Raw genomic sequence first — 13531 nt, forward strand, 5'->3', positions numbered from 1 at the left:
TGCCGACTGCAGGTGGTGTCATCAATCTACCGGAGGGCGAACCCAGTCAAGCACATGAAGTGGCTTTGTGGCGTTCATGACCAGGGCAAAACTGACTTTCTGGAAAGTGCGGAAGACCATCAGGTAACCGGCCTTCTCCAAGGGGAGAGTCACTTTTTCACCGCGCCCTTTGATGATGTCACGAATCTCATTACCACCCTGTAGGATCTGCAGGACATGCCCAGGTTCCAGGCCGACATTGCTGCCTTTGTTCAGGACAACTACATTGTACTGTCCGATTTGGGAGACGCCGTTGAGTACTGAGATAATGCGTCCCTCGATGGGAAAGTCAGGTTCGCGGGGCTGGAAATCGATCAGTGGCTCTTCATCTCTGGATTTGAGCAGTCGGTCGCCGATGATTGCCTCCATTTCCGATGAGGCGATCAGCAGCTTTGCCGGGTCTCCGGTACGCTTGAGTTCAGAGGTGCCGATATAGAGCGCTTCATAGCCTAGGATCTCTCCGCTATCAGGATCTTTGTAGGGCTTTTCAGGTCTAACGATGGCGTATTGTTTGGGTTGCTCTTCCATGATGGAGCGGGCGTAATAGCTGACGCCTGCGCCGCCCACAATGTGGTCATCGAGGAAGTGAACGATGTAGGGGGCCTTCTCCAGCTCATTTTCGTCGACCACATAGGGGCGGGTCAGAAATGGCGCTATCGCATCAATAGGGATGGTCGGTATGGCCTGGTCAAGCGGGGTGGCGCGAATCTTAGGCGAGAGCTTACCTTTACGATCGACTCTGAGGATAGGTCTGCCATCCAGGTAAGTGAGTACTAACTCGTCACCTGGGTAGATCAGGTGGGGGTTTTCAACCTGGGGATTGACATACCAGACTTCAGGCCAGAGCCAGGGGTCACGCAGGAACATCGAAGAGATATCCCAAAGTGTGTCGCCCTTTACAACGGTATATCGTTCCGGATGCGATGGATTGAGCGCCACGTGATCAGCGGCGATTGATGCAAAGGAGAGCAGCAAGCCGCTAATGACTCCGATGATTTTGTTGTTAAAATGTGACATGACTATTCCCTTGGGTACGATACGGAAACGCTTTGATATGGTGAAGGAACGGGCTGGGGCCATCCCCTGCTGTGACCCTTATTGTCCTCGATTCAAGTGTTGAAACAGTATGGGACAGTACACCAGTTTCCAGTATGATCATTATGTTAGCGCAATTTCTTGCATTTGTACTATAGATTTTGGATAAAGCAATGGCGATTCTTGACATACTTCATTTTCCTGATCCCAGACTACGCAACAAAGCCAAACCTGTGGTGCAGGTTGACGACTCTATACGTCGGCTGATTGACGATATGCTTGAGACAATGTATCAGGCGCCGGGTATTGGTCTGGCTGCAACCCAGGTAAATGTTGCAAAACGAGTGGTTGTGATTGACCTCTCTGAGGAGAAGAATCAGCCGCTTTGCCTGATCAATCCAGAAATTCTTGAAAAGGATGGGGTTGAGCAGATGGAAGAGGGCTGTCTCTCTGTTCCCGGGGTTTACGAGTCGGTAAGTCGGGCTGATCGTATCCGTTTCTCGGCTTTGGATCGGGATGGCGTCCCATTTGAGGAGGAGGCCGAAGGCTTGCTGGCGGTCTGCGTACAGCATGAACTGGATCACCTGGATGGTAAATTGTTTGTCGACTATCTATCCAGCTTAAAACGACAGCGTATACGCAAGAAACTGGAGAAAGAGGGCCGACAGCAGGGTCCTGGCTCAACAGGTGCTCGCGAGGCTCTCTGAAGCCGACTCTGACCCAATCTTTATAGGTGAAGCGCGATCTGTCTGAGACCCGCATCCCAAACTTGTTAAAAAACAACCGCTAAGGACTATTTTGGATACCATCCCCATGGCAGAACCGTTGAACATCATCTTTGCCGGCACCCCCGATTTTGCAGCCAAGGCAATGGAGGCTCTACTAACTTCAGAGCATAGAATTGTGGCTGTTTACACCCAGCCGGACCGTCCGGCTGGTCGTGGCAGAAAAGTGCAGTTTAGCCCGGTCAAACAATTGGCTTTAGATAACGGGTTGGATATCTATCAGCCTAAAACCCTGAAGGATGCTGAGGCGCAGCAGGTGTTGACCGATCACAAGGCGGATTTAATGGTCGTGGTTGCCTATGGTTTACTGCTACCTCAAGCTGTACTGGATGCACCCAGATTAGGCTGCATCAACATTCACGCCTCTTTGCTGCCCAGGTGGCGTGGGGCAGCGCCCATACAGCGTTCGATACTGGCGGGAGATAAGGAGAGCGGGGTAACCATCATGCAGATGGAGGCAGGACTGGATACCGGGCCGATGTTGAGTATCGTAAAGACCCCAATTCAGAAAGGAGAGACGGGGGGAAGCCTGCATGACAGGCTGGCAGAGCTGGGAGCAGATGCGTTGCTGGCTGCCCTGCCCGGGTTGCAGGAGGGGAGCCTGAAAGGGGAGCCGCAAGACGATAGCCTGGCCAATTATGCCAACAAGCTCGATAAAGAAGAGGCGAGAATCGATTGGCGCCAAACTGCTGAACAGATCGACCGACAGGTTCGGGCCTTCAATCCCTGGCCGGTGGCCCAGTCTCTTTATGGCGATAAGGTCATGAGAATCTGGAATAGCGAGTGTTTGGCAGAAGGGTCAGCAGGATCCCCAGGGGAGGTCGTTGAGACAGGTAAAACCTATTTCGATGTTGCCACTGGAGAGGGCGTGCTGCGTATCACTCAACTGCAGATGCCCGGTAAGCGAGCGATGTCAGCGGCAGATTTTCTCAATGCACATACGATGGATGGTGTGGTGTTGAGCTGATGGGCCGTCGCAAGCGGCCGACAAAGTGGAGTCCCAGGTCGATCTCGGCCAAGGTGATCCAGGGGGTATTGGCTGGCCAATCACTCTCCGAATTGATACCGAACCATCTTGCTCGGCTCGATGACCCCAGAGATGGGGGGCTGGTGCAAGAGATTGCCTATGGTGTGATGCGTAACTATCCACGCCTGGAGGCCCTGGTGAAGTGCCTGCTTGAGCGCCCTTTAAAGAGTAAAGACCGCGACGTCCACGCGCTGATTCTGATCGGGCTATACCAACTACTCTATCTGAGAGTTGCCGATCACGCGGCGGTGCATGAAACGGCAGACGCGGCAAAACAACTTGGAAAACCTTGGGCAGTCGGCCTTATCAACGGTGTGTTACGCAATTTTCAGCGTCGCCGTGAGAGCTTGCTGAATCAGGTCGATGGTGAAGCGGAGGTAAAGTATGCCATGCCGAAATGGCTGCTCACCGGGCTTGAAAAACAGTGGCCGGAGAGTTGGCAGGATCGGGCCAAGGCGCTCAATAGCCGGCCACCAATGAGTTTGCGGGTAAATCTTACCGCCAACTCTCGGGAAGCCTATCAACAGCTACTGCAGTCAGAGGGGATAAAATCGGTAAGAATTTCTCATGCCCCTGCAGGATTGACGCTGGAATCACCCCTGGATGTTGAGCAGCTGCCCGGTTTTCAAAAGGGCTGGGTATCTGTCCAGGATGGCGCTGCCCAATTGGCGGCGGAGCTGCTCGACCTTAATGCGGGACAGCAGGTTTTGGATGCCTGTGCCGCACCGGGTGGAAAAAGCTGTCATCTACTTGAGCGGGAGCCGGGATTAAAGCTCACAGCAGTGGATCTCAGTGCTGAGCGTCTTCAGCGTGTTGAAGAAAATCTGGCCCGGCTTAATCTGCAGGCTGAGGTGGCTGTGGGTGATGCTTCCAAGCCGCAGGGCGCTTGGGCCAACAGGCACTACGATCGTATTCTATTGGATGTTCCCTGCTCAGCCACTGGCGTGCTGCGTCGTCATCCAGATATTAAATTATTGAGACGAGCTTCTGATATTAACAATCTAGTCCAATTGCAGGGTGAAATCCTAAAAGCAATCTGGCCTCTATTGGCTGTTGGCGGCAAGATGCTCTATGTTACCTGTTCAATACTGGCCGAGGAGAATGAGCGTCAATTGCAGCACTTTTTCAGTGAGCAGCCTGATGCCGGTGAACATCTGATGGATGTGAGTTGGGGAGAGGCTCGTTCTGTAGGGCGGCAGATCGCACCGGGAGAGAGTGACATGGATGGGTTTTTCTACGCATGTTTGGTAAAACATCAGCCATGAAAAGGGTCACCCTCTGGGTAGTGTTGCTGATGATCTGCTTTGCTGATGCAAAGGCTGCAAGTTTTTCCGTTACGGATGTGCAGATCGTCAAGCAGGACAATGGTTATTTGCTGAATGCACGCATCGACTATTCGTTGAGTGAAGAGGCCCACCAGGCCCTGAGTAACGGAGTGCCCCTTACCTTGAAAGTTCGGCTGGTGGTGGACAAGGTTTGGCGGGGCTTTTGGGAGCCTAGCCCTTTTGCCCAAACACTCTGGTTTCAAATTCGATATCACGCCCTGACGGAACTCTACCGGGTGGTGGATATGCAAACCGATAACGAACAGAACTTTGTCACCCAGGAGGCGGCGCTCTATGCATTGGGGGAGATCAATAATCTGCCCTTGGTAAGATTGGTTCAGCTGATACCGGGTGAAGCCTATCAGCTGCGTTTAAGAGGCGACCTGGATATTGACTCCCTGCCACTGCCTCTACAACCGCTGGCCTATCTGGGTAGAGGTTGGAAATTAACAACGGGATGGACCCAATGGCCCCTTCAACCCTGAGTCGTTTACGTCTGGGCGGACTCTCTGTCGGCCTGTTGCTGTTTCTGTTGCTGGTGAGTCTGCATCTGATGAGCAGTGCAGTGCAGAACTCAGCGGAGTTGAGTCGCTATTTTGTTCCTCTGCTGATTTTCAACCTGGCAGGCATGTTTGTCCTGTTTGTGCTGATCACCTACAACTCGATCCGCTTGATACGACAGTATCTCAGGCACAGTGCGGGTTCACGTCTTACACTGCGGATGGTGTTGATTTTTACCCTCATCGCCTTGACTCCGGTGGGCGTTGTCTACTACTACTCTTTCAGTTTTCTGCAAGGGGGCATCGACAGCTGGTTTGATGTTCAGATCGATCAGGCCATGGAGGATGCACGAGAGCTTGGGCAGGCCTCTCTTGCCCTCAATCAACGGGTATGGTTGAAATATACTGAGCAGCAGTTGCTGAGCATAGCCGATACTTCAGAGTCGGCGCTCTCACTGACTATTGCCAGATTGCGACAGCAGTCCGGTGCCCTGGAGCTCTCTTTGAGCGACCCTGGTGGACAGATTATTGCGTACTCCAATGCGGTGGCAGACGAACTGGTTCCAGCAAAGCCTGATGACTACATCATGCAGCGTTTGAGGGAGGGGAACAGCTATGTCGGCCTGGCTCGGGATAAGGATGAGTTGATGATCCGGGTGGCGGTGGCAGATCCGCTTGGCAGGCCGTTGATCATCCAGGGTCTCTATCCCGCTTCAGAACGGGTCAGCGCCCTCTCTGAAAAGCTGGAGTTAGCCTATAACCGCTACAAAGAGCTCTCTTTTTTGCGGCAATCACTGAAACGTAACTTCGCACTGACACTCTCGTTGGTATTGATGTTTGCTGTGCTGTCTGCGGTTTGGGCGGCCTTTTTTTCCGCCAGGCGGCTGGTTGCGCCTATCGCGAATATCGCGGCGGGCACCAAGGCGGTTGCCGGTGGCGACTACGACAGACAGTTACCCGTGCCCAGGCGGGCTGATGAACTCGCTTTTCTGGTCTCCTCCTTCAATGCAATGACCCGACGTATTCGGCAGGCCCGGGATCAGGCTGGCCAAAGTCAGCGGGAAGTCGAGGGGCAGCGCGCATATCTTGAGACTGTGCTGGCTCGTTTGTCCTCTGGTGTTTTGACCTTTGATGCCCAGCGTAAACTACGTACTGCCAACCCGGCGGCGGGCAAGATCCTGGGGGTCGAAATGATGCAGGTGGCGGGCGAATCTCTATCCAGCCTGGGGCAGAATTCACCCACTTTGAAACAGTTTGCCGAAGGTCTCGAAACCCCTTTAAGACAGATCGAAAGTGAGTGGCGAGGTGAGTTGACCCTGCTAGGCAGCGAAGGGCGAAAGGTGTTGATTTGTCGTACCACGCCGTTTGCCCAACCGAATGGACGTATCGGGCACATTGTGTTGTTCGATGATGCCACTGCCCTGATTCGTGCCCAAAGGGATGCGGCCTGGGGCGAGGTGGCCAGGCGACTGGCCCATGAGATCAAAAACCCGCTGACGCCAATTCAGCTCTCTGCAGAACGATTGAGACATAAGTACCTCAAAAGCATGCCGGCGGATGATGCTGAAGTCATGGATCGGGCAACCCATACCATCGTCCAGCAGGTTGAAGCGATGAAAAGCATGGTCAATGACTTCTCTGAGTATGCCAAACCGCCCCAAATGGCTGCTAAACCTGTTAAATTGGAACATTTGATCGAGGAGGTCGCAGATCTCTATCGGGGTACTAGGGGTGTAAGTTTCGAAGTCGATATGACGGCTGGTCATGCCCGGGTTGAAGCTGATCCACTCAGGATCAGACAAGTGGTGCATAACCTGATAAAGAATGCCCTCGAAGCACTGGAAGGCAAAGCAGAGGCAAAAGTCAGTTTGATATCGAAGGTCGTGAATCGGAATGAGCATCCGAATTACGAACTTCGGGTGAAGGACAATGGGCCGGGTTTCCCTGAAGAGATGATGCCGCAAATTTTTGAGCCCTATGTCACTTCAAAGAAGAAGGGTACAGGATTGGGTCTGGCTATCGTAAAGAAGATTGTCGAGGAACATGGCGGTATCATCTATGCGGAGAATTGCGATAAGGGTGCCTGTATGGTTGTGCAGTTGCCGATGTTGCTGGAACAAGAGGAGAGTCAAGTATGAGTAAGGCCTACATCCTTGTGGTGGATGATGAGCCGGACATTCGCAATCTTGTCAAAGAGATTCTGCAGGATGAGTCCTATGAAGTTTCCATGGCGGAAGATGGCAAGAGTGCTCGACAGGCGCTGCGGGAGCGTCGGCCGGAGTTGATTCTGCTCGATATCTGGATGCCCGATGTGGACGGTATAACGCTGTTGAAAGAGTGGGGTGAAGATGAGGTCCTGCCCTGTCCGGTGATCATGATGTCAGGACATGGCACGGTAGAGACAGCAGTGGAGGCTACCCGTCACGGTGCATATGACTTTCTGGAAAAACCGCTCTCCCTGGCAAAACTGCTGTTGACTGTGGAAAGAGCACTGGAGGCAGAACAGCTCAAACAGGAGAATGTTGGTCTGAGACGGCATGTTCATGCGGTACATGAGCCGACAGGAAGAAGTACTGTAATGCAGCGTCTCAGAGAACAGGTAAAACGTATCGCCCAGCACGATACCTGGGTTCTGGTGACCGGTGAACCGGGCAGTGGTCGTGAGACTCTGGCGCGCTACCTGCACGCCCAAAGTCTACGTCGCGATCGCCCGTTTGTAGAGGTGAACGTCAGCGCGATTGTTCAGGGAAATGCTGCCCAGGAGCTGTTTGGCAGTGAGGAAGATGGGCGCATTCACTATGGTCGTCTGGAGCAGGCGGCAGGGGGTACCCTGTTTCTCGACGAGGTTGCGGATATGGACCTCGAGGCCCAGTCACAACTGGTTGGTGCTCTGGATACCGGGCGTTTCATGCGTGTCGGTGGCACTGAGCCGGTAAGTATCGACGTGCGTATCATCGCTGCCACCCAACACAATCTGGAGGACGCAGTGAAGGGCAATACCTTCCGCGAAGATCTTTTCTATCACCTGAATGTTGTACCACTGCATGTCCCCCCTCTACGGGAGCATGCAGAAGATGTACCGGAGTTGCTCAATTTCTACGTGGACTGGTATGTGAACCATGAGAAATTACCCTACCGCCATTTCAATGTCGGCGCCCAGAATACCCTGCGTAATCACCCCTGGCACGGTAATGTCCGTGAGCTGAAAAATCTGGTGCAGCGGTTATTGATACTGGGGGCAGGTAGCGAGATCTCGCAGGAAGAGGTTGAGTCCTCCCTGGGTGCGCCGGATTTAGCAGGCTCTCTTGTCGGACCTGAATCCCCGGTCTCGCTGGATCAACCGCTACGGCAGGCCAGAGAGGAGTTTGAAAAGGTCTATCTGGAGTATCAGTTGAAGCAGCATGAGGGGAATATATCCCGCATGGCCAAAGAGGTGGGTATGGAGCGTACCCATCTCTATCGTAAGCTCAAGTCGCTGGAGATTGAGTTTAAGGATAAGCGCTAATGCACTGTTTCTATTCTTGGTTTACCGCTCCCTTACCTTTGATTATGGGCACCTCTATTAACTGCTTGTGCCCTTATGTCAATGATAGAGTTCTAACGTCGGTGGTGAAGTTGACTCCCGAGATTTGAAATAGAGTCCATTCGCATTTGATGAGCTGAAGACCAGGGTGACGATCTCTCCCATGCGGGCGTGAATAAAGTCGCTTAGATCGATAGAGAGATCTCCGCTATGGGAGCCGTTAACAGTTGCTATTAAATCTGCAACACCGGGCTGATTACTAAACGTCAGGCCGGTTTCACTCCACTGATTTCCATTGGCTTCATGCAGCAGCTGTAAGCCACTCGATGGGTCAGTTACATCAACCCGCAGAATCGCTGCACCTACCTCGGTTACACCTCGAAGATCAAATTGTATATAGGTGGTTTTCTCCGATTGTCCATCCACCTGCAGGGTGTCACGTAAGCCATAGTTTGAGTTTGGATAGTTCGCCTTTACTGTTGCATCCTGAGTTGGAGTCAAAACCAATGATGGTTGTTTCTCAGGTTCGCTCAGAATCTCGTTTGCACCTGCCTGAACCATTCCATTGGCGCTGTGTCCGACACCCTCAACCTCGACCAATTTCCAGTTGAAAGTCAGACCACGGTTGAGTGCGTCCTTACGGGCATACTCATAGAAGAAGCGGCCACGGTCATAACGGTTTGAACCCTGCATCTCAGCACAACTGCCATGATTCAGCAAAGGGGCATTGGGATCATTGTCTTTGGTACCCAGGGTGATTACCAGATTCCTGGCATAGGCAGTTTTTAAATCTATTGCGTGTTTAGAGAAGTTGGCAATTCCGCAGGGATAGCGGTCATTTCTATCTGGTAACAGATACCATCCTGGATTAGCCGTGACCGCAGTCTGAATTCTGAAATTGTCAGTTAGCAAGGCCATGCGCTGTACAAACTGGCCACCTGCGGAATGCCCTTGAATACTGTAGCGTTTTGGCGCTCCGGGAATCAGCCTGATGACCTGATCGAAGATCTCTTCAATGGAAGCATATGTCCAATCAGAAAATGGTAGTAGGTCACCGTTTGAATTCAGCACTCTACCGCGGTTATAGTCAGCTGCCTTGGGATAGTGGAGGCGACTGAATTCCGGAGCAATGATCAAGGCACCATACTGATCTGCAAAGGGCTGCCAGCGTGCTATGGCATTGGTCGCGTCGCGATTCGCACCATGCATGGCAAATATGACCTGATGTGAACCGGTGGAGTAATTTTCAGGGTAGTAGTACCAGACTCGTACCGGTCGATCACGATTTTTGCCCAAATCATGATGTATCCAGCACCCATGGCCTGAATCGAAATTCACATCGTCAGAGAGACAACCTTGATCATCATGCTCAAGGGCTTGAATCGGCGAGAGCGTTAAAAGTGAAAAACCAAAAACGTAAACCATCCAAGACAACAGTGACATCGCTTTGCTATCCATTAATCTCTCCCTTTTCCTTGTTATATCAGTATGGTCATCACTGCTTTACAGACGTGTAGAGATTGATTGCAGTGACGAATTGCAGACTTCATGCCATGCAACTACCGATTCTGGGTTTAACGTATAAAACCATACTTGTTTGCAAGGGGAGGTTTTGCCATGGAGATCAAAAAATTCTGATGTCAGTTTCGTACATAAGCAATTCTGTGATCTATGTTCGGAGCTGGCAGAGTGCTAACAGGTCCTAGCCTATTGGCTAAATTTCTATGACCGCTGATCATCAAGTTGCTATGATGCGGCCTTTTTATGATGTTTTGCAGGAGTTTTCCAGTGTCCCAGGCAGATAATAGTAAGGCCACTGACCGCTATATCAGTTTTGAAGGCATAGATTGCGACGGCAATGCCAAAGCAGTCATGAGCTGCATCGAACGAATAATTGAAATGCCGGGATACAGTAACGCTTTCTGGGACTATTTTATGAAAAAGCGGGCTGGCGGCTCAGGTCCCAAGCCTGATGAGCTGTTTCTTATCCACTCCAATATCAATCAGGTGCGAGAACTGTTTGAGAGCAGTCAGGACGAAGAGGCCATGAATCTGCTGCTGATGCTTGAAGAGGAGTGCTGCTAAACAGTCTATCGGCACACTATTCTGTGTATATCCGCTACCGTCTGGAATAGACTCAAACGTAGGCTGCCGGCCCTGCCGCACCATGCCTTGCTCAACAATTGCCTCTACCCGTCTTCTTTCTGTTCTGCTTCATCCGCTGAGTTCAGACTCAACCACTGTTCGAACTCATCCGGTAGAGGGGCTGTTTCAACATAGTCTGCATTGGCAGACAACTGCTTACTGAAATCACGAATATTCTGGATGCGATTTTCAGAGAGTGGGTGGGTGCTGAAGAATTCCGGCATGCCCAATGCGCCTTCTGATGCCTGCAGGACTTCGAAAAGCTGATCAGCGCCAGATACGTTGCCATAGATAGAGATTAAGGTCTCAAGTGCAGTCTCATCAGATTTGCGCTCCTGCTCCCGGCTGAAGGTCAGTGCAGTTAGCATGCCGGTGTTACCGACAATCTGGTCAACCATCATATCCCCTAATGAGTTGTTCACCATGGACAGGGCCAACCCGATGGTTATGCCACGACCCAGGCTGCGGATGGGATGACGGTGTTTGATATGGGCTATCTCATGAGCCAAAACCATGACCAGAGAATTTTCATTAGGTAGCTTTTCAATCAATCCTCGATAGATGAAGATATGGCCGCCCAGGGTAGCAAAAGCGTTCACCGTTTCCTCATCCAGGTAGTGCACGGTAATCGACATTTCGGAAGAAAGATCTTGTGCAGTGATGATCTTCTCTGCAAGGCTTGCAAGATAGTCCTGCATGGGGCCTGGTTCGGAATCTTCTATAAGATCGCTTGAAGCAATCTTTTGCTCCATCTCAAATGGAATATGATGAGCCAGGCGGTCTGCGAACAGGCCCAACACCAGGACTGCAATTGCAATCAAGCCGATAACGCCGCCGGTGAGTAGTATGAACTCTTTTATAGGATGCTGCTTGCTGGTGTTGATCCCTTCCGGAATTTTTGGGTTACTGTATTTCATCCTGAAATCCGCTGTTGGAGAAGTATTTGTGGGTTACCCAATGGACGAGGGTGAAATTCAATAATTGACGCAGCATACTACCTACCTTACGTAAGATGCTGGTGGTCAATTGTGGAGTCTGGGGTCACCATCCGAACCTTAGTTGCGCTTGGTTAGCGCGGTACCATAGGCGAGAACTTCAACAGATCCGATACCGTTTTTTCTGCCTTTGTGAATACTGGAAGTTTCTAATTTTACATTGAAAATAATGTTTGCATTGATACCCTTTGCTTCGGTTTTCATGCGTAATATCGCCTCGCGTCTGGCTCGGTCCACCAGACTCTCATAGGAGGTGACCCGTCCACCTACAAGATTTCTCAGGGCGGCAAGAAAACGTTTGAAATAGTCGACTGATATTACAACACTGCCGCTGACAAGTGCGGCATCAGTAAGGGATTTATTGACTGGGGGAAACCTGGAGGTGATCACTGGAATGCCGCGTAGTTCGTTTTCCCTGGTGATAATCGACTTGTAATGTCTCTTTTCTGCGTAGGTGCCGAAACCATAGCCAACTGCCAATAGGGTGACCAGGATTATCAGATCGATCATGTTGCTACTCCAGGATTACGGCTGTTCCATAGGCAAACAACTCTGCGGCACCGGCAGCCACGCTGGAGGTAGAAAAACGCACGTTAAGAATGGCGTTGGCTCCCACCGCTTCCGCCTGCTCAATCATTCTCTCCATAGCTTCAGTGCGGGACTCCTGAAGTAGCTCCGTATAGCCTTTCAGTTCACCACCGAATATATTTTTCAGACCAGCCATGATGTCCCGTCCCACATGCTTGGCGCGGACTGAGCTACCCTGAACCAGCCCAAGATGTTCCACAATCCGCTTGTCAGGAAGAATCTCAATATTTGTAACGATCATAACCGCTCCTTATTTTATCGATAGGGCATGATGCTCAATGTGATCCAATTGTGCAACCCAAACATGTCGGCCTATGTTGAAAGAGCTATAGAGCGCGGGTGAGTGTGATTAATACTGGTTTTTGATTGACGCTTCCTGTTTCTAAAACAGTAAGCCTTCAGTTCAACTATTATCTCCGTTAACCTGTAATTAAACCGTGACGAAAAAAATAAAAAACACCGTAGTTTCGAGTCAGGCTTGATAACTACGGTGTTTTTGTAATTAATCGATGGAAAAGTAAGTTGATGTTCTAATAATTACCATCATATGGTTGTAAGCGATTGTAATTTTCGCCCTGGTTTAGGTTCACGTTGGGATTGTCCAGCGGATCATTGGTCTGATAGTAGATGGTGGAATCATTGGGATTTACATAGTTGTAATCATAGTAACCTTCAGTTTCGTAACGGGCGCCCGTATTCATATCAACCATTTGCTCTCTTTCGTGAATAGAGTCGATGTATGAGCTATGGGAGCGATCAGATGCTGCACTGTTATTCATATAGTTGCTATGGGCTCTATCAGATGCCGCACTTCTCTCCATATAGCTATTGTGGCTGCGGTCAAGCGCATCCATATTCGACTGATGTATGCGTTGCTGATTGGCCATAAAGGCATTGTTTTTGGCTGTCTGGTTATTTAGAAACTGAAGATGCTGTGCATTGGCTGACTGCACCCAGCCACGATCGAATTGATAGGAGCGGGCAAAGCGGATCATCTCACTACGTACACTATTAAAGTCGGAAGAACCGGACATGGAGGCAGTAAAACCAATGATATCCACATTGGTTACAGGTGCGCCGTTATTGGGGAGAGAGCTGATCACAAAGACAGCTGAGCTTTTTTGATTGGTCTCATTATCTATGAGATCTAATCCGTAAGTAACAACTTGTTGTCCGTTTTTATAGATCAGTTGTGTATCACGGTTCGCCATGTGTTGAGTGATTTCGGGGACTCTGTATTTATTGACGATCTTTGATTCTGGGTTTTCAGTGATAAGTTGCTCCAGAATTGAGGTGAAATATTGTTGCGGATCTACCTGGTGTTGCAGAAAGGCGGCGCTAAGGTGGTAAATGCGGTCTCCGCTGCCGGCGCAGAATGCCGTGGGTAAATCAGGTATCTTTACATTGCATCTGATATCCGCAGGTACTGATACATAGGCTGTTGTTGTGCCATTTTCCTGGATCGGGATCATCTTAAGGTTTTGAGCGTTACCGGTATAGGGCAGCATCGTGAACAGGATTAGGAGTGTGGCTGTCAGGCTTTTCATAATATTAAAATCCTATTATTAA

The 13531-nt window shown here is 50.6% G+C and carries 13 protein-coding genes; 7 read left to right on the top strand and 6 right to left on the bottom strand.

Annotated features, from left to right (window positions below; translation table 11 throughout):
• Window positions 1-21: 21 nt before the first annotated feature.
• On the bottom strand, window positions 22-1056 hold the full coding sequence (locus AC4IE7_RS21565) for a LysM peptidoglycan-binding domain-containing protein (RefSeq protein ID WP_490778949.1): 1035 nt from the start codon (window positions 1054-1056) through the stop codon (window positions 22-24).
• Between the two features lie 191 nt (window positions 1057-1247).
• Here AC4IE7_RS21565 and def point away from each other — a divergent pair, with 191 nt between their 5' ends.
• The 6 genes from def (at window position 1248) to AC4IE7_RS21595 (ending at window position 8216) form a co-directional block, all read left to right on the top strand.
• Window positions 1248-1781: a peptide deformylase gene (gene def, locus AC4IE7_RS21570; protein ID WP_490778950.1), complete on the top strand. Its 534-nt coding sequence runs from the start codon at window positions 1248-1250 to the stop codon at window positions 1779-1781.
• 106 nt (window positions 1782-1887) lie between these two features.
• Window positions 1888-2826 (top strand): methionyl-tRNA formyltransferase, encoded by a 939-nt coding sequence (gene fmt / locus AC4IE7_RS21575; RefSeq protein ID WP_490778951.1) that lies wholly within the window; start codon window positions 1888-1890, stop codon window positions 2824-2826.
• Entirely contained in the window at window positions 2826-4151 is a 1326-nt protein-coding gene (gene rsmB / locus AC4IE7_RS21580) for a 16S rRNA (cytosine(967)-C(5))-methyltransferase RsmB (RefSeq protein ID WP_490778952.1), read from the top strand. The genes fmt and rsmB overlap by 1 nt, the downstream gene beginning before the upstream one ends.
• The gene (locus AC4IE7_RS21585) at window positions 4127-4696 is read left to right on the top strand and encodes a DUF4390 domain-containing protein (protein WP_490778953.1); all 570 of its coding nucleotides are present in this window, start codon (window positions 4127-4129) and stop codon (window positions 4694-4696) included. Before rsmB ends, AC4IE7_RS21585 begins: the two co-directional genes overlap by 25 nt.
• Entirely contained in the window at window positions 4678-6849 is a 2172-nt protein-coding gene (locus AC4IE7_RS21590; RefSeq protein ID WP_490778954.1) for a sensor histidine kinase, read from the top strand. The genes AC4IE7_RS21585 and AC4IE7_RS21590 overlap by 19 nt, the downstream gene beginning before the upstream one ends.
• Window positions 6846-8216, top strand: coding sequence for a sigma-54-dependent transcriptional regulator (locus tag AC4IE7_RS21595; protein WP_490778955.1), 1371 nt, complete (start codon window positions 6846-6848; stop codon window positions 8214-8216). Before AC4IE7_RS21590 ends, AC4IE7_RS21595 begins: the two co-directional genes overlap by 4 nt.
• Window positions 8217-8294: 78 nt before the next feature.
• On the opposite strand, the gene AC4IE7_RS21600 is transcribed toward AC4IE7_RS21595, so the two are convergent.
• Window positions 8295-9692, bottom strand: coding sequence for a CBM96 family carbohydrate-binding protein (locus AC4IE7_RS21600; RefSeq protein ID WP_490778956.1), 1398 nt, complete (start codon window positions 9690-9692; stop codon window positions 8295-8297).
• 330 nt (window positions 9693-10022) lie between these two features.
• Between AC4IE7_RS21600 and cowN the strand changes: the two genes are divergently transcribed.
• Complete coding sequence (gene cowN, locus AC4IE7_RS21605; protein WP_490778957.1) at window positions 10023-10319, top strand: N(2)-fixation sustaining protein CowN; 297 nt, start codon at window positions 10023-10025, stop codon at window positions 10317-10319.
• 104 nt (window positions 10320-10423) lie between these two features.
• On the opposite strand, the gene AC4IE7_RS21610 is transcribed toward cowN, so the two are convergent.
• From AC4IE7_RS21610 to AC4IE7_RS21625, 4 genes are all read right to left on the bottom strand, one after another.
• Complete coding sequence (locus AC4IE7_RS21610; RefSeq protein WP_490778958.1) at window positions 10424-11296, bottom strand: M48 family metallopeptidase; 873 nt, start codon at window positions 11294-11296, stop codon at window positions 10424-10426.
• Between the two features lie 138 nt (window positions 11297-11434).
• Complete coding sequence (locus AC4IE7_RS21615) at window positions 11435-11884, bottom strand: YbjQ family protein (RefSeq protein ID WP_490778959.1); 450 nt, start codon at window positions 11882-11884, stop codon at window positions 11435-11437.
• Between the two features lie 4 nt (window positions 11885-11888).
• Window positions 11889-12203, bottom strand: a complete 315-nt coding sequence (locus AC4IE7_RS21620; RefSeq protein WP_490778960.1) for a YbjQ family protein — start codon at window positions 12201-12203, stop codon at window positions 11889-11891.
• 289 nt (window positions 12204-12492) lie between these two features.
• The gene (locus AC4IE7_RS21625; protein ID WP_490778961.1) at window positions 12493-13509 is read right to left on the bottom strand and encodes a hypothetical protein; all 1017 of its coding nucleotides are present in this window, start codon (window positions 13507-13509) and stop codon (window positions 12493-12495) included.
• Window positions 13510-13531 lie beyond the last annotated feature (22 nt).

The sequence above is a fragment of the Candidatus Thiodiazotropha sp. AKAK3 genome, from assembly GCF_058244645.1.

Bases quoted from the DNA above. Each gene is read 5' to 3' on its own strand.
- AC4IE7_RS21565 (WP_490778949.1), bottom strand. From the start codon at position 1,056: ATGTCACATTTTAACAACAAAATCATCGGAGTCATTAGCGGCTTGCTG.
- def (WP_490778950.1), top strand. From the start codon at position 1,248: ATGGCGATTCTTGACATACTTCATTTTCCTGATCCCAGACTACGCAAC.
- fmt (WP_490778951.1), top strand. From the start codon at position 1,888: ATGGCAGAACCGTTGAACATCATCTTTGCCGGCACCCCCGATTTTGCA.
- rsmB (WP_490778952.1), top strand. From the start codon at position 2,826: ATGGGCCGTCGCAAGCGGCCGACAAAGTGGAGTCCCAGGTCGATCTCG.
- AC4IE7_RS21585 (WP_490778953.1), top strand. From the start codon at position 4,127: ATGTTTGGTAAAACATCAGCCATGAAAAGGGTCACCCTCTGGGTAGTG.
- AC4IE7_RS21590 (WP_490778954.1), top strand. From the start codon at position 4,678: ATGGCCCCTTCAACCCTGAGTCGTTTACGTCTGGGCGGACTCTCTGTC.
- AC4IE7_RS21595 (WP_490778955.1), top strand. From the start codon at position 6,846: ATGAGTAAGGCCTACATCCTTGTGGTGGATGATGAGCCGGACATTCGC.
- AC4IE7_RS21600 (WP_490778956.1), bottom strand. From the start codon at position 9,692: ATGGATAGCAAAGCGATGTCACTGTTGTCTTGGATGGTTTACGTTTTT.
- AC4IE7_RS21610 (WP_490778958.1), bottom strand. From the start codon at position 11,296: ATGAAATACAGTAACCCAAAAATTCCGGAAGGGATCAACACCAGCAAG.
- AC4IE7_RS21615 (WP_490778959.1), bottom strand. From the start codon at position 11,884: ATGATCGATCTGATAATCCTGGTCACCCTATTGGCAGTTGGCTATGGT.
- AC4IE7_RS21620 (WP_490778960.1), bottom strand. From the start codon at position 12,203: ATGATCGTTACAAATATTGAGATTCTTCCTGACAAGCGGATTGTGGAA.
- AC4IE7_RS21625 (WP_490778961.1), bottom strand. From the start codon at position 13,509: ATGAAAAGCCTGACAGCCACACTCCTAATCCTGTTCACGATGCTGCCC.